This window comes from Paenibacillus chungangensis, assembly GCF_042675905.1.
In the GTDB taxonomy this organism is placed as follows: Bacteria; Bacillota; Bacilli; order Paenibacillales; family Paenibacillaceae; genus Pristimantibacillus; species Pristimantibacillus chungangensis.
This window is the reverse complement of the sequence record NZ_JBHTJZ010000022.1, coordinates 92,331-114,567: the sequence shown is the minus strand read 5'-3', so window position 1 is coordinate 114,567 and position 22,237 is coordinate 92,331. Positions and strand designations below refer to the sequence as shown.

Sequence of the window (22,237 nt, the reverse complement as noted above, 5' to 3'; positions counted from 1 at the left end):
GAAGCTTGATTGACAACTTTAAAATACACACCGGCCCATCCATTACTTGAAATGGTTGGGTCGGTTTTTTATTTATTATGTTTCTGTTTCTATTGGATATAAATCGAAAAGTTATTTGAAATGAATTGCTTTACACTGAAAGCGATATTCATGAATAGATTCACGTCTGTAATGGTTTCGCATGCTCAATAGGATGATTGATAGTAACCTCGAAAGGAGCTCTTGACGATGCATCAAAACAAACCTTGGAAAATGTATGTGATTCAACACTCCCATACCGATGTGGGCTATACCGAACGACAAGAAAAAATTCGCCAATATCATGTTAATTACATCCGGCAGGCTCTACAAATTGTGCGACATATTGAGAGCGGCGCTAGACCTGACTGGAAGGGATATAAGTGGGTATGTGAAACGTATTGGCCTGTGGAGTCGTTCCTGTTGAAATCCACCGCCGAAGAAAGAGAAGAATTCGCTCAAGCTGTGAATAAAGGGTACATCGGTCTCTCCGGCACGTACCTCAACTTTGGCGAGCAATTGAATCAAGAGATGATCTCGGTTATGATTAAGCGGATTACAGATTACGGACAATCCATTGGATTCCCTGTGCGTTCCGCGATGACGGCAGACATTACAGGCTTCGGATGGGGATACAGTCAAGTTCTGGCGGATGCAGGCGTCGAGAATGTAATGACATGCATTCATACCCATCACTCCATGTTCCCGTTGTGGAAGAAGCAAACGCCATTCTGGTGGGAGACCCCGAATGGAGAACGTATTCTCACTTGGAGTGGTGAACATTACATGTTCGGCAATGATCTGGGATTGATCCCTGGCCTTGGCGGATCTTATACGATTCGAGACGATCATGACATACACAGCGGGGTATCCTTTGAAGTGGCTGAAGCGCGAATTGAGCGTTATTTGGAGCAATTGGTCGCTGATGGCTTTACGTTCCCCTTTGTACCGGTGATGGTATCGGGACTCCCAACCGACAACGGTTCGCCCAATGCTTCATTAATGGATTTTGTGAATCCATGGAATGAGAAGCATGGCGACCGCATCTATATTCAACCGGCGACATTGGACGATTTCTTTACAGATGTAAGAGCTTATGCAGCAGAGCATCCTGCAGAAATCGAGACCTATAGTGGGGATTGGCCAGATTGGTGGACGGATGGCTCGGCGTCGACTCCAATGCATGTACAGATCTTCCGTGAAGCACAACGTGTCTATAAGAAGGTGAAGCAAGTAGATCCCGCGTGTGAGATTGTCTCCAAAGAACGTCTCGCAGCCATCGAATACGAGCTTGCTTTATTCGCTGAGCATACCTGGGGTTATCATTCGTCTGTCACAGAACCATGGAATCCATTCGTTCAGGAGCTTGGTTGCAGGAAAGAAGCTTATGCGGCCAATGCAAGCTCGCTAGCTCATACCGCTTTATATGACATACTTGAGGCGCGCGGCGATGCACTGCTGGGTCCGGATCGTCCAATGAAATTTGAGCTTTACAATCCCAATGCATTTGCGCAATCCGATTATGCCAAGCTCATTATGGAAGGCTGGCATATATCGGAATTAAAGAATGGATTTGAAGTAGTTGATGAGGCGTCAGGCAGCAACTACGAGGCTCAAATGGTTACAGGGCACCGCGGCGTTATCATTACGGTCCCGGTAACTCTACAGCCTAAGCAACGAGTGCAGTTGACAATCAAGCCCTTGGCGAACCGCAAGCCTGTAACGGCGTTCCGAACAGATTATGTAGGATCGGATCGTATGATGGATATTATGCCACCCGTTACACCCAAGCTTCACATTACGCCGAAGTTTATAGAATCTCCTTTTGTTCGGCTGGAATGGGAGATGGGCGCCGGCCTTACGAAATGGATGGACAAATCCACGAACCAGGATCTGCTTCGAGCAGACCGTCTTCATCATGCATTTACGCCTGTCTACAATGTAACGCGGGCACCTGATGAGTTCGGCATGTACGATGTACGCCGCAAGATGGGACGCAATCGCAGAGGCCCCGATGCGATTACTTCTGTAGGCACACTTGTGAACGTTGATATAGTGGAGAAGGGAGCACTCTACGGTACTGTTCGGTTAACCTATAGAGTAGACGGCTGTAGTCATTATTCGTTACTCGTTACTGTATATAGTGACCGTGCCCGTGTTGATGTTGCTGTACGCATGCATAAGGAAAGTGTATGGGACCCCGAGAATCTGTACATTTCTCTTCCTTTCGGAAGTGCTCCAGCTTCACGGCAGCATGAGTTATGGATTGAAAAAACAGGTGCGGCAGTGCGTCCGCGAATCGATCAACTCCCAGGCTGCCTTGCCGATTTTTACTGCGTGGATGAGGGCGTAGCGTATGTCAATGAAGCGCAAGGGGTTGCGATTGCAATGCCTGACGCACCGTTGATTCAAATGGGTTCATTAGACTACGAAGATCGCCTTCTGAGCGGTCACCCGGGGGTGGCTCATGATCCGGCTCACCTTTATGCATGGCCGATGAACAATTATTGGGAGACGAACTTCAAGGCGACATTGGGAGGATTTTATGAATTCCGTTACTATGTTACATGGGGCGAGGAGCTTCATACGTCACAAGCCGCTTTGACAGCATGCACGAGCCTGAACACAGGAATACTGGCTTGGAGAACAAGTAAATAAGGGTAATTGCCGGCAAGAGCTTCAGGTTTTGCGTAAATAATGGATGGATATGACTAACGACTTGCTACCGGCCATCCTGCTATGCTGATAGGGAACCAAGCATAAGGCATCGCTACGCAGCGAGCAGGAGAGGGGAATTGGCATGAAAGTAACGATTGGGCAACGTGAATTGGAGATTGGCGGCAAGTATCTGACGGAATTAAGGGACAGCAACGATATATTTGATGATACGGAGTCGCTGAGAGCGCGTCTGGTGGAAGAGGGATATCTGCTGATCCGCGGCTTCCACGATCGGGAACGGATTATGTCCGCGAGAATGGAGTTTCTGCAGAAGCTGCAATCGATGGGAAGGCTTGACCCGGATTATTCACTGGAAGAAGGTGTAATCGCCAAGGAAAATAAAGGGGCGATGTGGGGAGGCAGCGGTGAGAAATTGCAAGTTGATTTCCCGCATTTCCTGGATACGGTCAATCATCCTTCCGTCATGGAGTTCTTCGACCGATTGCTGGGGGGAGAATCCATGACTTATGACTACAAGTGGCCTCGGGCAATTCCTTACGGGGGCAATACCGGCGCGCACTACGATGTCGTCTATATGGGGAGAGGGACGAAGCGGGTGTACACGATGTGGACACCGTTCGGAGACACTTCTCTGGAGATGGGAACGCTGGCGATGTGCCTGGGCTCGCAGCATTTTGAACGCATTAAACAAACGTACGGCGAGATGGACGTGGATCGCGACAATGTGGCCACGGGCTGGTTCTCCGAAGATCCCATCGAAATTGTCGATACGTTCGGCGGTCAATGGGCGACGACGGAATTCCAGGCGGGGGACGCGATCATCTTCGGTATGTACATGATGCACACATCGCTTAACAATAACACCAATCGCTACCGGATCAGCGCAGATACCCGCTATCAGCTGGCTTCCGAGCCGGTGGACGAGAGATGGATCGGGCACAAGCCGAAGGGGCATTACGCCTGGGGCCAGACCCCTTCGAAATCCGTAGCCGATGCACGGAAAGAATGGGGAGTATAGCTCCCGTCAAGGAGGAAATGGAATGGAAAGAAAAATGATTAAAGCGCTTTGGGGAATGGAAGGCTCGCTGGAGGAACAACTGCAACGAATCTCCGAAGCCGGGTATGCCGGCATCGAAGCTCCTATGCCTACCGCGGAAGAAGAGGGGCAGTTCCGCGAGTTGCTGAGCCGCTACGGACTAGACTATATTGCCATGGTATTCACGGGGGGAGAGGATCATGCGGCTTCCTTCGAGCAGCAGGTGGAGCGGGCAATAGGCTTCAATCCGCTGTTGATTAATTCACATAGCGCGCAGGACTGCATGCCGTTCAAGGAGCAGGTGGCCTTCTTCGCCAGAGCGCTTGAAGTGGAACGCCAAGCCGGCATAGCCGTCGGTCACGAGACGCATCGGGGCCGGGCCATGTTCACACCTTGGGGAACTGCCAGTCTGCTGGACGAGCTGCCGGAGCTGAAGCTGACGGCCGATTTCAGTCACTGGTGCTGCGTATGTGAGTCGCTGCTGGGTAATCAGGAGGACAATCTTCGCCGCGCGTTCGAGCGAGTCATCCATATTCATGCTCGCGTCGGGTATGCTCAGGGACCGCAGGTACCGCATCCCGGTGCTCCGGAATATGCGCTTGAGCTGGAGACGCATGCCGGATGGTGGCAGAAGATCGTCGACCTCCGCAAGGCCGAAGGCCGCGAGCTCATCACGATTACGCCGGAATTCGGTCCTCCCGGCTATCTGCATACGCTGCCGTATACGAATCAGCCGGTTGCCGATCTATGGGAAGTATGCCTGTGGATGACTCGTTATCTTGATGAGAAAATCCGTTATTAAGCAGTATCTATCTGATTGTGCCGGAGCAAGTGGCTATCTTATCGAACCAACCGGCTCGTGCCGGAGGAAGTAGCTATCCTATCGAACCAACCGGCTCGTGCCGGAGGAAATAGCTGTCTATCGCTCAAAATGCTCACATAGCCCTCGGAAATGATGGGAAAGTGTGAGCTATCGCTCAAAATGGTCACGTAGGCCGCTAATAGTGCCACGTCCGCCTATAAAGTGACCATCTATCGCTCAAAATGCTCACATAGCCCTCGGAAATGATGGGAAAGTGTGTGCTATCGCTCAAAATGGTCACATAGACCGCTAGCAGTGCCATGTCTGCCTAAAAAGTAACCTTCTATCGCTCATAATGTTCACATAGCCCTCGGAAATGATGGGAAAGTGTGCGCTATCGCTCAAAATGGTCACGTAGGCCGCTAGCAGTGCCATGTCTGCCTAAAAAGTGACCATCTATCGCTCAAAATGCTCACATAGCCCTCGGAAATGATGGGAAAGTGTGTGCTATCGCTCAAAATGGTCACGTAGACCGCTAGCAGTGCCATGTCTGCCTAAAAAGTAACCTTCTATCGCTCAAAATGCTCACATAGCCATCGGAAATGATGGGAAAGTGTGTGCTATCGCTCAAAATGGTCACGTAGACCGCTAGCAGTGCCATGTCTGCCTAAAAAGTAACCTTCTATCGCTCAAAATGCTCACATAGCCCTCGGAAATGATGGGAAAGTGTGAGCTATCGCTCAAAATGGTCACGTAGGGTCTGGGATTGAGCGGAAAGAAGAGGCCAGTGCGTTTCACGCACTGGCCTCTTCGCCATCCAAGGCTTCGCCATCCAAGGCTTCGCCATCCAAGGCTTCGCCATCCAAGGCTTCGCCATCCAAGGCTTCGCCATCCAAGGCTTCGCCATCCAAGGCTTCGCCATCCAAGGCTTCGCCATCCAAGGCTTCGCCATCCAAGGCTTCGCCATCCAAGGCTTCGCCATCTAAAGCTTCGCCATCTAAGGCTTCGCCATCCAAGGCTTCGCCATCCAAGGCTTCGCCATCTAAAGCTTCGCCATCTAAGGCTTCGCCATCTAAGGCTTCGCGATCTCTAGGAGCGCTCGCATATCATCAGCGATTGCCGCCGGCGACATAGACTCGGAAGTGGCCTCGCTGCGAATTCGCTCGATCAGTTCCACCGCCTTGGCGCCTTCCGCTGTCAAAATCTTCACTTCGCCTCCAATGAAACGCTGAATATGCCTCGCAGCCAAAGTAAGGTTGTCATGGCTGGAGCTGTCCGTCCCCAGAATGCCCTCGGGTGATCCCATCGGCTGGTAGCCGCTGCCCGACAATCCTTCTTCTCCGTTCAGCAGTTTTTTCTGGACGTCATCGTATTGGGAGGCGGAAGCTTCTCTCTTCTCTGCAGCAAGTACTACCGTATCGTCGAATACGAATACGCGGACGCCCGGAATACCCTCGCCGCTCAGCCGCGACTCCAGATGAGCGGAGAAGCCGTTCGCATGCAATCCGGAGCTTCCGATCATGCTGTATACGGTTGTGCCCATCCCGTTCGTCGTTTTGCCGTCTTTATTGGTGGTATGCACTTTGGGACCGTTCTCGCTCGGGATGACGGACGGGTCGTGAAGCATCTCCATATGCTGACGGTGAATTGCCTTAGCCTCCATATCGGCCTGATTCGCCGTATCGTTCGTACATCCGGACACAATCAGCAATCCGATGGCCGCTCCAATTATCCATTCTTTTCTCCATACTCGCATAGTCGTGTTATCCCCCTTCAATTTCTTCAGGCTTGTCTTAGGATAGGCTTTTCCATGAAATGAATATTCATGGTCAGATGGAAAATAATAATCGGGACAAGTCTGTGCAAAGATTGAAGGAGGTGTTGGATAGTGGTACAGCATGTAGAGCAAGGAAAGAACGAGGAAGCCGATCCGTCCACCCAGCCTGGCGTTGAAGGAGAGCAGGCAAGTGTCCCGGAACCGGAGGCTATGAACAGCGGCAGGCGCAAATTCCTAGTCAACACGGGGTATGCGCTAGGCGGATTGATGGTGAGCGGCACACTAGCAGCGTTGGTCGGCTGCAATAAAGCGGCGGAGCCTGCCCCGGCGGAAGGGGAGGAGTCGAAGCAGCAGCCGACAGCCAAAAACTATAATCAAGCGTTAATGTATTTGACACAGGACCAATTCCGCATCGTGGAGAGTGCGACGGAACGCATTTTCCCCGAGGATGAGAATGGGCCGGGAGCGAAGACGATGGGCGCTGCCTTTTTCATAGACCATCAGCTTGCGGGGGAATGGGGGTTCAACGGCCGCGATTATATGACTCCGCCTTTCTTCAAGGGGGAGAAGGTGCAGGGCTATCAGGGGCGGCTGAAGCGCCGGGAAATATTCGATATCGGATTAAGAGAACTCGAGAACTACAGCTTGTCGAGACATGAGAAGAAGTTCGCCGACTTGTCAGGCGAGCAGCAGGATGAAATTCTGAAAGCATTCGAAACGAATGAAGTTAACCTCTCCACTATATCGGAGAGCAGCTTCTTCAACATGCTGCGCAGCAGCACGCTGGAGGGCGTATACAGCGATCCCCTCTATGGCGGCAACCGCAATATGGACGGCTGGAGAATGCGGGGGTATCCCGGCAATCAGATGAGCTACTTAAGTACGATAGAGAAAGGCTTCACGAACATCGAGCCGAGCAGCTTGCAGGATCATATGGCTACCCATTAGCCGGCAGGAGGAAATTATGGCCAAAACATTACCTAAAACGGATGTCGTTATTGTCGGAGTAGGTTGGGCCGGAGGAATCATCGCTTCCGAGCTGACCAAGAAAGGATTAAGTGTCGTTGGCCTGGAGCGCGGCAAGGAGAGGAAAACGGAAGATTACTTCATGGTGCACGACGAACTGAGGTACGCGCTCCGGTATGAAATGATGCAGGATCTGTCCAAAGAGACGATTACCTTCCGCAGCAATGAAGGGGTACGAGCGCTGCCTATGCGGCAATATGGCTCCTTCCTGATCGGCGACGGGCTTGGCGGGGCAGGCGTGCACTGGAACGGACAAACATACCGGTTCCTGCCTTACGACTTCGAGATAAGAAGCAAAACGATCGAAAAATACGGCAAAGGCAAAATTCCTCCGGAGATGACCATCCAGGATTGGGGAATTACGTACGATGAGCTGGAGCCCTATTACGATCAGTTCGAAAAAATGGCGGGCATAGCAGGGGAAGAAAATCCGCTGGGTGGGAAGCGCTCCGGCCCTTACCCGCTATCCCCGATGAAGCAGACGGAAGGCATCAAGCTGTTCATGGACGCGACGAAGCGGATGAAGCTGAACCCTTACATGATGCCGTCCGCCAATCTGCCCGAAGCTTACACGAATCCTGATGGTATAGAGAGGGCGGGCTGTCAATATTGCGGTTATTGCGAGCGGTTCGGCTGCGAATACGGAGCCAAGGCCGACCCGGTCGTTACCGTCATTCCTGTAGCGAACGGGACGGGGAAATTCCAGATCCGGACCCACTCCGACGTGCGACGCATTCTTCACAAAGGCGGAAAGGCGACGGGAGTCATGTATGTCGATGTGACGACTGGGGAAGAGATCGTGCAGCCTGCGGACATCGTCGTCGTCACAAGCTATGTCTTCAATAATGTGCGGCTGCTTCTCATGTCGCAGCTGGGCAAGCCTTACGATCCCGCATCAGGATCGGGTGTCGTCGGCAAAAACTATGCGTACCAAGTCATTAAAGGGGCAGCGGTCGGCTTTTTCGACGACAAGCAATTCAATACGTACGCGGGGGCGGGCTCGCTCGGCGCTTCTATTGATGACTACAACGGCGATAACTTCGACCATTCCTCACTTAACTTTATACATGGAGGGGTCGTCTCACTGTCGCAGACGGGGGCAAGGCCGATCCAGAGCAACAGAGTGCCGTCTGGAACGGCGGGCTGGGGGAAAGATTTCAAGGCGCAGTCGATTCACTACGCCAATCGGACGCTGGCTGTCGGGACGCAAGGCGCATCTATGGCCTACAAGCATCACTTCCTCGATCTGGACCCGACGTACAAGGACGCTTACGGCGATCCGCTTATGCGCATAACCTTCGACTTCGAGGAGCAGGACCGCGAGCTGGCGAAGTACCTCTCGGAGCGCTGTTCGGAGATCGTCAAGGAGATGGGAGCCAGTAAGGTGGATTTCTTGAAGGAACTGGGGCCGTACGAGATTATGTCCTATCAGTCCACCCACAATACCGGCGGCGTCATAATGGGGGGCGATCCGTCTAACTCCGCCGTCAACAATTACAGTCAGATGTGGGATGCGGATAATGTATTCGTCATCGGTGCCAGCTCGTTCCCGCAAAATGGCGGCTACAATCCGACGGATACGGTGGGCGCTCTGGCTTACCGGGCCGCCGAAGGCATTCTGAAGTACAGGGAGAAGGGCGGAATGCTCGTCTAGCATGACAAGACTTGCAATAAGCAAGCATGAAGAAGACGCCCGAAAGTTGTCCGGGCAAAGAACAAGCCTCCGGCTTCGTGCCGGAGGCTTGTTCTTCATGTTGTTCACCGTTTTGCATCTATCTGCGGGAGAGAAAGCGCATAGCTGTGTTACAGTAGCTTGTGTACTTCATCCTTCTGGTCGATTGTCGCCTGGCTGTCGGCTTCTTCCTCTACAATGCCGCGTGTGGAGGTGCGGAATTCACGAAGCGTATCGCCGAACGCCCGTCCCAGCATAGGCAGCTTGGCCGGTCCGAAGACAATTAACGCAATAAGCAAGATAACGATTAACCCCGATACGCCGATATTGTTGAACATACAATCATCTCCAATTGTGTAGTCAGGTTGTGCCGCTTATAGCGGCGGTGCGCTTCGTGAAGCGCCTTGAGAGCAGGATGCTCGCTTCGAACAGAATGACGAGTGGCACCGTAACGGACAGATGGGAGACGAAGTCGGGCGGTGAGATGCAGGCCCCCACTATCGTCAGCCCGAAGTAGGCGTACTTGCGCGTCCCCTTCAGCTTCTCCGGCGTCAGCAGTCCCAGCCGAGTCAAGAAGAGGATGACCAGCGGCATCTCGAAGGCAAGGCCGAGCGGGAACATGATGCTGAACAGGAAGCTGAAATATTTGTCAATACCGTATGTCTCGACAGCTCCTACTGTCCGGTTCATCTCCATCATGAACGTGAGCATCATCGGAAAGACGACGAAGTAGCTGAATGCTGCACCCGCAAGGAACAAGAGGAACGAGATCGGCACATAGGCAAGCGTGCCCTTGGCTTCCTTCTCCGTCAGGCCCGGCCTCGCGAACGCCCACAGATGGTAGATCAGCACGGGAAGCGTGAACAGCAGAGCGAACAAGAAGGCGCATCGCATGTAAATGAACAATCCGTCAGTGAACGAGAACACGTTCCACTGCACCGCTTCAGCCGTCGGTCCCGATTGAATATACCGCAGTATGCGGGGAGAGAAGTACAAGCCTCCGCACATCGCGGTAACGAAGGCTGCTGCGATCGCGAGCAGCCGTCTTCTTAGCTCCGCCAAGTGAGTAATCAGATCCTCCTGCATATCCACTTGCATCACCTCATGCATCCATCAAATAGTTGTAAAGGATGAGATTCCTTTCCTATAGATTGCCCGGCTCTTGGACAGTTATGCGACAGCCAGCAAGAGCTTGTAAGAAACTCTTGTCTGCCACTGGAGGGGGAGTGTACTGCATGATTTTCAATGGTTCGAGCAAAAAATTAGTACATTCCATTAAAAATTTCTCATACTAGACCCGAAAATCGCAATGTTACAATTTAAAGAAGGTTGTCCAAAATGAAAAGAAAAGGAGATAGGTAAGATGGCAGACATTATCGTTCATATGAACAGCAACAAAGGCAGCATCAAACGATTGCATGGCGTCAATAACGGCCCGGAGGGATACGGCGTTCTGGTGGACGTGTCGCACTATTATAAGAAGGCGCAGATTCCTCTTGTCAGACTTCACGATCCCAATTGGCCGCATGCATGGGAAATCGATATTCATACGATATTCCCGGATTTTATGAGGGATCCCGAGGATCCGACAAGTTATGATTTTTCTCGCTCCGACGCTTACATTCAACGAATCGTCGATACAGGAGCAAAGATATTATTTCGTCTAGGCGAAAGCATTGAGCATACCCCTCAGAAATATTACGTGCACCCTCCAGCTGATTTTGATAAATGGGCGCAGATTTGCGTAGGCATTATCCGTCACTACAATCAGGGGTGGGCGAACGGCTATGAATTTGGAATTGAATACTGGGAAATTTGGAACGAACCCGATGTAGGTGGCGATAAAATGTGGTCGGGAACAGATGAACAGTACTTTGATTTATATCGAAAGACAGCTCTGGCCATCAAGAAGCTCGATCCTTCATTAAAAGTGGGCGGACCGGCAGCAGCAGTACCAAGAGCGGAGCTGATGCAGGGTTTTCTTAAAATGTGTCAAGACGAGAAGCTGCCTCTCGATTTTTGTTCCTGGCATTTGTATGCGATTAACCCGGAAGAGATTCGGGAGCTGGCATTCTATGTTCGCCATCAGCTGGATCTGCACGGTTTCACCGAAACAGAAAGTGTTTTCGACGAATGGAATTTCTTTGACGGCAGACTATGGGAGATTATTTATGAACAGGGCAGTGAATATATGCGGAAAGATATGTTTGAAAGAAGCAAAGGAGTCGAAGGAGCTTCTTTCGCCGCGGCTGTATTGACTTTACTGCAGGAATGCCCGGTTGATCAGGCGAATTACTATGATGGACAGCCCCATGCTTTATTTTGCGGACTTTTCGATTATTATGGGGTGCCTCAAAAAACGTACTATGCTTTTGAAGCTTTTAATCGAATATGTCAATTCCCGATTAAGGTTGAGGTGGCGAAATCCGAACAAGCGCAAGGCATTTATTGCTGCGCGGCCAGAAATGAAGAAGGCGAAGCAGCCATTCTGATCAGTAACTTCGATGGCGAGACGCGCTTATACGAGCTGGAGTTGCTGGATTTGGAGCCATCTCTAAAGAGTGAGCTCTACATATTGGACAAGGATCGAAATCTTCAGTGTGAAAGCTGGGCGGTAAGGGAGCATAACCCGATGTCATTGCTCATCCCCAAACATACCGTTGTCTTATTGACGTTTAACATGGATAAATAAACGGCCATATGACAGCGAATGGGGGGAGAAAAATATGCTGATAACGAAATCCAGTTTGATAAAGGATCTTGAAAACCTGGGAATCGACTCTAACGGGACGTTGCTGGTGCACTCTTCGATGAAAAGCATCGGAAATGTGGACGGCGGAGCGGATACGGTTCTGAATGCGCTGTCAGAATATATGAACAACGGTCTGCTCGTCTTCCCTACACACACCTGGTCGTATATCAATCACGATGGCGCTGTATTCGACGTTCGGCAATCCCCTTCATGCGTAGGCATATTGTCTGAGCTATTTCGCAAGCGGCCCGGCGTTCATCGCTCCTTGCATCCAACACATTCCGTTGCAGCACTGGGCAGAGACGCGGAGGACTTCGTATCCGGCGACGAGCGATTTCAAACGCCATGCGCGCGCGGATCGGCCTGGGGCAGGTTGATCGATCGTCACGCGGCCATTCTGCTGATTGGCGTTGATCAGTCGCGAAATACGTTCATACACGGTGCGGAGGAGTGGGCGGGCATCCCTGACCGGCTTTCGGATAGGCCTATGGAGTTGTATACGTTGAACCGTGAGGGAACCCGAATTCGTGTACCTGTATATGGTCATACAACACCTGCATGGGATCATTACCCCAAGGTGGACGACATACTGAAGGCAAGAGGGATTATGCACATGGGTAGATTCGGTCAGGCGGAGACCAGGCTATGCGCAGCTCCGAAGACAGCGGAGTTGATTGGTGACTTGTTGAGACAATCCCCGGAACTTTTCTCGAACGATAAGCCGTTAACGTAAGTAGAAAATCAACCGGGAATATGGGGAGGGTAGGCATGAGAATATGCGTCGTAGAGGACGAGAAGACGTTAAGGGAAAGCATTGTCTATAAGCTATCTAAGCTTTCAACCGAGAATGAGATATTTGATATCGAATATGGCTTCAAAGCGATGGAGCGACTGTTACTGCTAAAGCCGAATCTCGTTTTTCTGGATATTTTCATGCCTGAGATCAATGGTCTAGACATGCTCAGGAAGGTAAAGGGGAGTCTGCCCAATACGAAGTTCATTTTTCTAACCGGGTACGGGGAGTTTGAATATGCTCGGGAAGCTCTTCTGCTGGGGGCAAAAAATTATCTGTTGAAGCCTATATATGACAAAGACTTAAAAAAAGCAGTTGAAGAGGTGCGCGCCGAGCTTGTCAGGGAGATGGAGAAGGAGGTTAAACAGGATATCCGTCTGTTAGAGCAGGAGGATCATGAGGTTTCGATAACATCAATCGTTTCGCCTGGCTGGTGGTTTGATTCGAATAAGCGAAAAGTGATCGTGATGAACAATGGTCATGACGACCTGCATCTAGAAAACTGCATTTTTCAATTTCAAGCTTGCAAGTTCGGAGTAGGATATGTAGTAGTTGCGGATCAGGAGGATTCGCTGGAGTGGGACTTCTACGATAGAAGCGAATGGAGCGACCGTCTTCGTCGTGTGCTGGAATTATGCGCCGAACAACAGTTTTTCGGCGAGGGTGCGCAATGCTCGCTGCGGCGAATGGAGCAGCCGACCGCTTCCATCTTGAAATCTGCGGGTGCAACACGACAATTGCTGGTCTCCGTTATCGGTTCCGATACGCTCAATGTTGACCGCATCTATGAATGCTTCGAGCAGTGGATGGAGCAAATCAGCGTACTGCCGGTTCGTTACGTACGGAGTGAATGCGTATTGCTGCTGTCGTCATTGGACGGTGCACTGCAAAACTGCAATACGAGGTTTATCGAAGAGGCGGACAAGGCTTATTGGGAGGATTGGGTCGGGATGTTCACGGAATGGAAAATATTAACGAACAAGATCGACTATTTAATCCATAAGGGTTTATCCGCTATGAACGACTTGAAAGCTGTGGAGAAACTCACGGATTACGAGATTATGCAGCGCGTTCAGGAGAGAGTTGAAAATATGCGAGATTACAGAGAGATGAGTCTGGACTTTCTTGCCGAACAATTCCATATTCATCCGGTATCTTTGAGCAAGTTGTTCAAGAAGCATGTCGGTATCAATTTTATTCAATATGCAACAAAGCGGAAGATGGCGCTCGCAAAAAAACTGCTATTGCATTCTTCCAAAAAAATAAGTGAAATAACAGAAGAACTCGGGTATTCCAATTACCGTTACTTCAGTACACTCTTTAAAAAGGAATATGGCATAGTTCCGCAACAATTTAGAAGAAATGAAGAAGCGGAAGACCGGCGAGAACTTGAGTAAACAGTCTGTTGTCCCAGACACGAAGTCCAATCTGCAGGGAGGAAACTGGTTATGATGATGACAGAAAGAACCGCTGCGCAAGAGCTGAATTACGACGTCGTTGTGGTTGGCGGGGGCAGCGCAGGGATTGCCGCTGCTGCGGCTGCGGCCAGAAATGGCGCTCGCACTTTGATTGTAGATGCTGGACCGACGCTTGGGGGCGAACTGCTTAGCGGCATGACCATTGACGGCGCGATCAACGCCCGCGGCGAATGGATTGTCGGAGGCGTGCTGGATGAGCTGATCGAGGAACTGAAACAGCTGGATGGATATGTAGGAGCTTTCAACGATTGGCGACTGATTCGCTATGTGTGCATAGATCCGGTGATGATGCAAATGGCCGTGATGAACGTGATGCGCAAGTATGGCGTAGATATTCTGCTGCATACGATAGTCGAGGACGTCGTGATGGAGAACGGACATGCAATAGGTCTGGTGATTCGAAATAAAGGAGGACGCCGGATCATAAATGTGAAAGCGGTTGCGGATTGCTCGGGAGACGGAGATGTAAGCGCGATGGCCGGTGCGCCGTTCGAGATAGGATCCCCTGAAGGAGAACTGCAGCCGGTATCCATGATCTTTCGGATGAGCGGAGTCGAGACTGAGCCGCTTCTCGAATTCGTACGGGATCATCCCGAATTTGTGGCGGTCGGTGAGAGCGAAGAAATTCGTGGTGGACGCACGGATAAGGAAATTGTGGAGGAGTTGTACAAGCAAGGACAGCCGACCGTGTTCTTCAAAGGGAACGGCCCGCTGCTCGCCAATGCGATTCAGAGTGGGGAGATGTTCCCAACTGCGCTGATCATGATTCAGCCAACGTCCTCTGCGCGTCAAGAAGTCTGCATCAACTGCACCCGCGTCGCTCATATTAACGCTTTGAATACGGAAGCGCTGAGCGGCACGATGGGTGAGCTTTTCGATCAAATCAACTTATGTATACGGTTTTTGCGGAGTCGTGTCCCCGGATTCAAGAACGCTCATCTATCAGCTATTGCACCGCGTATCGGAATTCGAGAGACCCGTCGTATTAGGGGAGAATATATGCTGACAGGAGAAGATGCGCAGAGCGGCATTAAGTTCGAGGACGGGGTGGCGAAGGGCTGCCATCACATCGATATTCATCAAGATGGAACGAAGCAGGTGAGAATTCCTATTGCGGGCGGAGGTTCCTATGATATTCCGTTCCGCTCGCTCGTACCGCTCAGGCTGCGCAACGTGCTTGTCGCCGGACGATGTCTCTCGGCCGACCGCGCTGCACAGGGCACTGCGCGCGTGATGGGGGGATGCTTGGCCATGGGGCAGGCTGCCGGGACGGCGTCAGCCATGTATATATCCTCTGCTCTTGAGGATATGCGTAGCATTGAGGTTGGACAGCTTCGCACCCGCTTGAAAGAGCAGGGTGCGATTATCGATGGTACGCACTGAAGAACCTTGGCCTATCTCCAGGGAATCGATATATCGATGGTCGCTCCGCCATGCTCTCGATTATTGAATGAGATGCTGAGAGACGATCCGTATACGAGCTGGAATCTTCTGAATGCATTATAGATTCCCGTATGCATGGTGAAGTAGGGGGGGAGAGAGTCACTGCTGGGAGCCGTTAGGAGCGCAAGGTTGGACAAAGCTTCTTCATCGAAGCCCGGGCCATTATCGGAAATTTGTATGCGAATAAACCCATCATCGATCGTTCCCTTTAGTTCCACGGCAACATTTTCGGTATTCATACTATCATTCCAGCCATATTTTAATGCGTTTTCCACGAAAGGCTGCAGCCCCAGCTTTAAAAATGGTTTGTCCAGAGCAAGCGGATCGAAATCGTATAGAATGTTGACTGCGCGGTCGTATCGAAAGAAATGGATGTTCTGAAAATGCTGTATATACTCGATTTCCTCACGCAGCTTGACCCAGCCGCTGTCGTTGCGAATGTTGAATCGCAGAATTTGCGCTATTTCGTGAATGATCTCGGATACATGTTGTTGATTGCCTTTCTCGGACAAAGCTTCGATCGTACTTAATGTATTAAAGAGGAAATGGGGATTTACTTGGGCCTGAAGTTGAAGAAGCTCCTTCTCTTTGCCCTGAATGGTCGTTTGGATCACCTCTTTCTCCATTCGGTCACGTTCATCAAGCATTTGATTGAAGGTGCGTATGAGAAAGCCGAATTCATTCCTGTAATTTCCCTGTACTTTGGAATTCATCCCCATACCGAAAAGATTCATGCCATGTCTCAATTTGTACAGCGGCTTTAGAAGACGGACAATAAATCCGTAGGAAAGAATAAGAGCTGCAACGAGGCTGATTACGGCAATGGCCACGGTCATAATATTCGTAAATGCAATGCCTTGCGTAAGTGATTTGAAGGAAGAAAAGCTGACAAGCCGCCAATCGCCGAGTGACAAAGATTGATGGGTGAATAAATACTTCTGGGAATCGATATTCGTAATGTGGCTGCCGCTCTTCGGCAGCCCGTTTTTGTTGAGCAACCGCGCCGAAGTATGGATCATGGACTCCCCGATCTGTTCGCTCGATATAAAAGATTCATTTTTCGTATTGTATAGCATGATCGAACCGGTATGCACCGATTGGATTTGCTCCAGCATACCGACGACAAACTGTGTATCCAACTCGACGATCACCCATCCGCTAGTAGTGAAATCCCTGAAATTTTTGACTGGCTTGATAAAGGAAACGACTTCACGATCGGAATTGACAAGATAGGTTTGGTTATGAGAAGCGATTAGTTGAGGTGTTTCCATCTCGAATACTTGATTATAGATGGGATCGTGAGCGAACGAATGAGCGTAATTCGTTGAGCCGATAAATCGACTGGAAAAGTGATAGGCGGTCGCGGACTCGTGCAAAATGAGGATGGAAGCTATTTCAGGCTGAGAGAGAATTTTTTCGCGGAATTGCTCAAAGATCGTGTATGCTGCCAGCTTTTGAGCTGCTTCTCTGTCCTCGGCAATTTTCAGAAACTGTTGAAAATCGACAGAAGCTGTCAATTCGTTGATTGGCTGAGTGAGCTTGCTCATATATGCATCGAGCTTCTGCTCTCCAATACTCATATATAACTCGGCATTGTCCGTTATGAAATTGGTGCTTGCCTTGAACATAAACGTTTGAGAGAAGTAGCTTAGTATAAACAATGGGATTAGTGATACGAATAAAACGATAGAAAATAATTGGCGATGCAATGATTTGGAAGGTTTATTCATACTAATTCTCACTCCGCAGGGGTTGATTTGTCTTAGTTTACCATTGTTCTCGGGGAATAGGTAGGCATGCGGTGTACAATAAATTTTTTATTACTTTTCTTTAATTATTTCGCACACTTGCATTCATAAGCGAGTGCTAGAATGAGTAGGCAAGCAAACAAAGGTGAAAAGGGGTATAGCTATGATCAAGAAAAGCGCTTTCATAATAGCGGCTCTGATCTTGTCGATTTCGACTATTCTGAGTGCGTGCTCAAACGAACCGGCCAATGAATCCAAGTCGTCCGCTGCCGAGAAAGAAGAAATCTCCGATGGGATTGTAACATTAAAGGTGTGGTTCCGATTAGGGAATTATTACAAAACGCTCTTCGAGGAATTTCAGCAAAGATTCGAGAGTGAAAACCCCCACATCAAGCTAGAGATCAATCATGTGCCGCCGGATCAATATACTGCAGCGATGCAGGCGGCGATGTCGGCCAATGAATTGCCGGATTTGTTCCTCAACGGAACTATACCGACACAGCAGATGGTGGAGCTTGGCATGGTACGCGAGCTGGATGAGCTGTTCCCGCCGGAGAAAAAAGACGCATTCATGCCGGGCATATGGACGGAAGGGCAATCGATGCTGAACGGAAAGATATACGGAGTGCCGACGAGAGATCAGAGACCGCACGTAGGGCTTGTTCTATTCAACGTAGAGATGATCGAAAAAGCCGGCTATACGGAGGAAGAGCTATCCAGCCAGCTGTCCTGGGACAAGTTCGTCGAGGTGGTCAAGAAGACGAAGGAAGCGAATCAATTGGAAGTGGGGGTTACTGTGTCGGGACGAACGGACTATGGCTGGTTCCATGATCCCATCCTGAATCAAATGAGTACCGCAATTGATCCGGAAATCAGCAATCATTTCAATTACTTGACTGGCGAGTGGCAATACAACAATACTGGTCTGGTCGAATCGATGCAATTTTTTAAAAAACTGGACGATGATAAGCTGATGCCATCCAATTGGCTGCTTATGACAAACCCTGAGGTCAGGCAGCTGTTTATCGACGGCGAGGCGGCGTTCACGATACAACTGGCGGAAAGCGCCACCTTGCTGGATCAACATTCGGGTCTGACCGCACTGCCGACGAAAGACGGCAAGCCCTCTTATGTCCCTTACAACGGCGCTATTGATACGCAATGGATGGTGTCGAAGAAGTCTGAGCACTTTGAGGAGATTAAACTATTTCTGAACGCCGTGATGGATTACGGTTACACCGAAGGACTGCAGTCCGGCTTGGTCAGATCCCCGATTATAGCCCTGAACGAGTCGATACAATCGGATAATCCGTTGTTCAACAAGCTGACGGCACTGCTGAACGATAGCTATATGGTCGTTCCTGATCCGGTCTCCAGTAATGCCAACGCGATTGACGTGCAGACGGAATATAATAATAAAGCGCCTACATTAACTCATTTCGATGTGCTTTACGGTTATTTGTCCGGTCAGCTATCGTCTGTACAGGCGGAGCTGGATAAAGTGGATGCAGAGTTCGACAAGATATGGAACGATTCCATTCAATCGGTAAAAGCAAGCGGGAAAAATGTGAGTAAGGATGATTTCATTTTCCCGGACTGGAAGCCTTTTGAGAACTACGGCAATTAAGACTTTGTGGAGTGGAGCGGGTTTGCCCCCGCTCTTCTTTTAGATGGCCAAAGAAGACGCTTATAATGGAGGTGCAGAGGGAAGCATGCAGACCGCTATTGCCAAATACGCAGCTCGACCCAGCAGCTTGCGTTCCCTGAAGAGAAAGAAATATATGTGGGCTTACTTGTTCACTTTGCCGCAGCTGCTTATGTATGTGTTGTTTACTTTGTATCCTATTTTGATGAGCTATGTGTATGTGCTTTTTGATTGGTATGGCATTGGCCCGCTGGAGAAATTTGTCGGTTTGGACAATGTGAGGTACATTTTGCAAAATGCGCAATTCTGGCAAGCTGCTAGGATCAGCTTTTTGTATATAGCCGGAGTGATTGCACTTGTCATGCCCGCATCCTTGCTGATGGCGATTATACTCAATTCCACGTTTATTAAAGGCAAAGTCGTGTTCCGAACGGCGTTCTTCATCCCCGTCGTGTCCACGACTGCTATAGTGGGCGTGATTATGCGGTATATATTCGGCAATGAGGGGGCACTGGTCAATTCGCTTCTTATGAAGCTGGGGATCATCGAGCAGCCCGTACACTGGCTGCTGGAATCGACTTCGGCGCTGATCATCCTTATTCTGGTCGGCGCATGGCTTCAGTTCGGCATGAAAATGATCTATTGGCTGGCAGCCTTGCAAGCGTTGCCTCAGGACGTATATGAAGCGGGGAAAATCGATGGCTGCAACGCATGGAAATCCTTCCGACACATTACATTGCCGCTGCTGATGCCGGCCGCTGCGGTCATTTTGCTGTTAAGCATCGTCAACGGCTTTAATGTATTCGATCTGGCGATGACCTTAACCGGCGGCGGGCCGTATTTCGCTACGACAACAGTCGATTTATTTATATACAAGCTTGTGTTCACATCGGGACTACCGCGAATCGGAGTAGGCTCTGCAGCGGGCATCGTGTTTGGTCTTATGGTGTTCGCCGTTACCTTGCTGCTGTCGGGACTAGTCAAAGTCATGCGTGATCGTTACGGTACGAAATAATTTGGCTGCATAGGAGTGTGATAGATGAATATGAACGGTAAAGCTGCTTTGAAATTAGCAACGCATCTGCTGCTGGCCATCATCGGCCTGATTTGGATCTATCCGTTCATTTGGATGCTGTCGTCATCGCTTAAAACGCAATCGGAGTTTGTGAGCGGCGGACTGAAGCTGCTTCCGGAAATTCCGCAATGGCATAATTATGAGCGAGCCTGGCAAGTGGCCCATTTTGACCTTTACTTTATGAATACGGTTATTTTCACCGTTTCTGTTGTGATTATTGTGGTGATTGTCAGCTCCCTCATGGGTTATTCGCTCGGCAGAGTGGACTTTCCTGGAAGGAAGCTGCTTATGGGCTTATTCGTAGTGACGATGTTCATACCGAAAGGCTATACGATAATACCGGTATATCTGCTCATCAAATGGATCGGCTTGCTGAACACGATGCCGGGCCTTATTCTTGTAGAATCTTCCGGCTCGCATGTGATCTTTATTCTATTGTTTTCCGCTTTTTTCGCTGTGATTCCGAAGGAGCTGGAGGAATGTGCAGAAATCGACGGGTGCGGCTTTGTGCAAACGTTCTTTAAGGTTATCTTGCCTTTGTCGATGCCGATTATCGCGACGGTTGCCATCGTGCAATTCATTTACTCATGGAACTCGTTTTTTGTTCCACTTGTGTTTACGCTTGGCGCATCAGAACTGAAAACTTTGGCTGTAGGCATGTACAATTTTTCTAGCGATCTGGATATTGATTACACGGGAATGGCTGCAGGCGCATCCATCGCGCTCATTCCAATTGTTACTGTGTTTATCTTTTTTCAGCGTTATTTCATTGAAGGTATCTCCGGCTCTGTAAAAGGGTAAATGAATTTGAATCTGATTATTCCTACTTGGAAAGGAGATAACATCATGGGAGAGCTGCTTATCGGCTGGGGGAGCGTTGAACTTACGCCTGATCGGCCGGTCGAACTGCAAGGGCAAATGTATGAACGGATTGCTGAAGGGACAAGAGATCCGCTTTATGCGACCGCAATGGCGTTGGAGCGAGAAGACAAGATGGAGCAAGCTGTGATTGTCGCTTGCGATCTGATCGGAATGGAGTGGCATATCACTGCGGGAGTACGGGAACAGGTGCGAGTACGTATGCCTGATCTACACCCCGAATCCATTATTCTGACCGCGGTTCATTCGCACACCGCCCCTCGCATGAGGGAGAACAAGTGGGTGCCTTCGCTCGGACAGCGGCGAGATTATTCGAACTTGATGAGTCCGGAAGCCTACTCGAGACTGGCGGTGTCACGGATTGCGGATGCTGTATGTGAAGCCTGGCAAACCCGCAAGCAGGGCCAAATGGGCTCGGCCGAGGGTTATGCAGCAATCGGTCACAATCGAAGAGTGCAATACGATGATCATTCGGCAATCATGTATGGGCAATTGAATACGGTTCATTTCCAAAAATTCGGCGGTGTGGAAGATCATCGCGTAGATTTGATGTTTACCTACAATGAGGTAAGGAAGCTGACGGGGGTGCTTGTCAATGTAGCCTGCCCGGCTCAAGTTCTGGAGCAAGAAATTCGGATATCCGCAGATTACCTCGGTGAAGTCAGACGCTTGGTCAAGCAGGAATGGGGGAAAGAGGTGTCCTTCCTCGGCTTGATCGGAGCAGCCGGCGATACAGCGCCTTATGATTTAATTCGCATGAGAGACCGGAAGAGAGATGCGGAAGAGGAACTGAGGAGAATCGCGAATACGTTGTTCCAGGTTATTCGGGATGCATGGGAGGAGCCAGGGCGGATGATCGATCAATCAAGTGAGCTCATACACAAGGTTGAACATATTCAACTGCCTGTTCTTCATGTTACGATGAAGGAGAGCCATGCCGCACATCGGGAATATGAGAAGTTTATGGACATATATAATCGTCAGACCGATCCAATCGCTTATTTCAGAGCGTTGGATCTGGATATTCAGCTTCATACCCTGAAGAATGGAGCGATCGTGATGCGCCATGAACGCATGAGACGCGAACCATTCTATTCGATGGAATTGCATGTCTTGCGAATAGGGGAAACGGTGTTGGTTACGAATCCTTTCGAGTTGTATACGGAATATGGATTGCAAATTAAAGCGAGAAGCGCGGCTCGGCAAACCTTTGTCGTCCAGTTGGCTTGCGACTATGCGGGCTATCTTCCTACTTCCGAGGCCATTGCATCGGGAGGTTATAGCACAGGGGTTTCCAGTGTGTTAGTCGGGGCGGAAGGCGGACGTATCTTAGTGGAGCAATCAGTCCGAGCGATCGCTTCGAATTGGTATGAATGAGCCCACATCTATTACAGACGGCAGATTGCAGAGCAAT

Annotated in this window: 18 protein-coding genes; 13 read left to right on the top strand and 5 right to left on the bottom strand. The window is 50.0% G+C overall.

Annotation, left to right across the window (positions count from 1 at the left end):
- Positions 1 to 228: 228 nt before the first annotated feature.
- The 3 genes from ACFQ2I_RS14540 to ACFQ2I_RS14530 all read left to right on the top strand — a co-directional run bounded on the left by ACFQ2I_RS14540 (position 229) and on the right by ACFQ2I_RS14530 (position 4,535).
- The gene (locus tag ACFQ2I_RS14540; RefSeq protein ID WP_377565196.1) at positions 229 to 2,676 is read left to right on the top strand and encodes a glycoside hydrolase family 38 N-terminal domain-containing protein; all 2,448 of its coding nucleotides are present in this window, start codon (positions 229 to 231) and stop codon (positions 2,674 to 2,676) included.
- Positions 2,677 to 2,818: 142 nt separating this feature from the next.
- Positions 2,819 to 3,715: a phytanoyl-CoA dioxygenase family protein gene (locus ACFQ2I_RS14535; RefSeq protein WP_377565194.1), complete on the top strand. Its 897-nt coding sequence runs from the start codon at positions 2,819 to 2,821 to the stop codon at positions 3,713 to 3,715.
- Between the two features lie 22 nt (positions 3,716 to 3,737).
- A complete protein-coding gene (locus ACFQ2I_RS14530) occupies positions 3,738 to 4,535 on the top strand; it encodes a sugar phosphate isomerase/epimerase family protein (RefSeq protein ID WP_377565193.1) in 798 nt (265 codons plus the stop codon).
- Positions 4,536 to 5,329: 794 nt separating this feature from the next.
- Here the strand turns inward: ACFQ2I_RS14530 and ACFQ2I_RS14525 are convergent.
- Positions 5,330 to 5,566, bottom strand: coding sequence for a hypothetical protein (locus ACFQ2I_RS14525; RefSeq protein ID WP_377565191.1), 237 nt, complete (start codon positions 5,564 to 5,566; stop codon positions 5,330 to 5,332).
- A gap of 41 nt (positions 5,567 to 5,607) precedes the next feature.
- Positions 5,608 to 6,291 carry a hypothetical protein gene (locus ACFQ2I_RS14520; protein WP_377565190.1) on the bottom strand — a complete coding sequence of 228 codons (684 nt, stop codon included), beginning with the start codon at positions 6,289 to 6,291 and terminating at the stop codon, positions 5,608 to 5,610.
- Positions 6,292 to 6,522: 231 nt separating this feature from the next.
- On the opposite strand from ACFQ2I_RS14520, the gene ACFQ2I_RS14515 reads away from it, so the two are divergent.
- Complete coding sequence (locus ACFQ2I_RS14515; RefSeq protein ID WP_377565221.1) at positions 6,523 to 7,260, top strand: gluconate 2-dehydrogenase subunit 3 family protein; 738 nt, start codon at positions 6,523 to 6,525, stop codon at positions 7,258 to 7,260.
- A gap of 16 nt (positions 7,261 to 7,276) precedes the next feature.
- Positions 7,277 to 8,992: a GMC family oxidoreductase gene (locus ACFQ2I_RS14510; protein WP_377565189.1), complete on the top strand. Its 1,716-nt coding sequence runs from the start codon at positions 7,277 to 7,279 to the stop codon at positions 8,990 to 8,992.
- Positions 8,993 to 9,141: 149 nt separating this feature from the next.
- Here the strand turns inward: ACFQ2I_RS14510 and tatA are convergent, their stop codons facing one another.
- The gene (gene tatA, locus ACFQ2I_RS14505; protein WP_377565188.1) at positions 9,142 to 9,348 is read right to left on the bottom strand and encodes a twin-arginine translocase TatA/TatE family subunit; all 207 of its coding nucleotides are present in this window, start codon (positions 9,346 to 9,348) and stop codon (positions 9,142 to 9,144) included.
- 22 nt (positions 9,349 to 9,370) lie between these two features.
- Positions 9,371 to 10,108, bottom strand: a complete 738-nt coding sequence (gene tatC / locus ACFQ2I_RS14500; protein ID WP_377565220.1) for a twin-arginine translocase subunit TatC — start codon at positions 10,106 to 10,108, stop codon at positions 9,371 to 9,373.
- 265 nt (positions 10,109 to 10,373) lie between these two features.
- On the opposite strand from tatC, the gene ACFQ2I_RS14495 reads away from it, so the two are divergent.
- Genes ACFQ2I_RS14495 through ACFQ2I_RS14480 form a run of 4 tightly spaced genes read left to right on the top strand, consistent with a single transcriptional unit; the run spans position 10,374 to position 15,416 of the window.
- Positions 10,374 to 11,702 (top strand): GH39 family glycosyl hydrolase, encoded by a 1,329-nt coding sequence (locus ACFQ2I_RS14495; protein ID WP_377565187.1) that lies wholly within the window; start codon positions 10,374 to 10,376, stop codon positions 11,700 to 11,702.
- A gap of 37 nt (positions 11,703 to 11,739) precedes the next feature.
- Positions 11,740 to 12,495: an AAC(3) family N-acetyltransferase gene (locus ACFQ2I_RS14490; RefSeq protein WP_377565218.1), complete on the top strand. Its 756-nt coding sequence runs from the start codon at positions 11,740 to 11,742 to the stop codon at positions 12,493 to 12,495.
- Between the two features lie 35 nt (positions 12,496 to 12,530).
- Positions 12,531 to 13,952 (top strand): response regulator transcription factor, encoded by a 1,422-nt coding sequence (locus tag ACFQ2I_RS14485; RefSeq protein WP_377565185.1) that lies wholly within the window; start codon positions 12,531 to 12,533, stop codon positions 13,950 to 13,952.
- 51 nt (positions 13,953 to 14,003) lie between these two features.
- Complete coding sequence (locus ACFQ2I_RS14480; protein ID WP_377565183.1) at positions 14,004 to 15,416, top strand: FAD-dependent oxidoreductase; 1,413 nt, start codon at positions 14,004 to 14,006, stop codon at positions 15,414 to 15,416.
- A gap of 11 nt (positions 15,417 to 15,427) precedes the next feature.
- Here ACFQ2I_RS14480 and ACFQ2I_RS14475 read toward each other — a convergent pair whose 3' ends face one another.
- Positions 15,428 to 17,206, bottom strand: a complete 1,779-nt coding sequence (locus ACFQ2I_RS14475; protein ID WP_377565181.1) for a cache domain-containing sensor histidine kinase — start codon at positions 17,204 to 17,206, stop codon at positions 15,428 to 15,430.
- A gap of 181 nt (positions 17,207 to 17,387) precedes the next feature.
- On the opposite strand from ACFQ2I_RS14475, the gene ACFQ2I_RS14470 reads away from it, so the two are divergent.
- The 4 genes from ACFQ2I_RS14470 to ACFQ2I_RS14455 all read left to right on the top strand — a co-directional run bounded on the left by ACFQ2I_RS14470 (position 17,388) and on the right by ACFQ2I_RS14455 (position 22,200).
- Positions 17,388 to 18,851 (top strand): ABC transporter substrate-binding protein, encoded by a 1,464-nt coding sequence (locus tag ACFQ2I_RS14470; RefSeq protein ID WP_377565180.1) that lies wholly within the window; start codon positions 17,388 to 17,390, stop codon positions 18,849 to 18,851.
- Between the two features lie 85 nt (positions 18,852 to 18,936).
- Positions 18,937 to 19,884, top strand: coding sequence for a carbohydrate ABC transporter permease (locus ACFQ2I_RS14465; RefSeq protein WP_377565179.1), 948 nt, complete (start codon positions 18,937 to 18,939; stop codon positions 19,882 to 19,884).
- 24 nt (positions 19,885 to 19,908) lie between these two features.
- The gene (locus tag ACFQ2I_RS14460) at positions 19,909 to 20,745 is read left to right on the top strand and encodes a carbohydrate ABC transporter permease (RefSeq protein ID WP_377565177.1); all 837 of its coding nucleotides are present in this window, start codon (positions 19,909 to 19,911) and stop codon (positions 20,743 to 20,745) included.
- 45 nt (positions 20,746 to 20,790) lie between these two features.
- Positions 20,791 to 22,200: a hypothetical protein gene (locus ACFQ2I_RS14455; RefSeq protein WP_377565175.1), complete on the top strand. Its 1,410-nt coding sequence runs from the start codon at positions 20,791 to 20,793 to the stop codon at positions 22,198 to 22,200.
- The last annotated feature ends 37 nt before the right edge of the window (positions 22,201 to 22,237 follow it).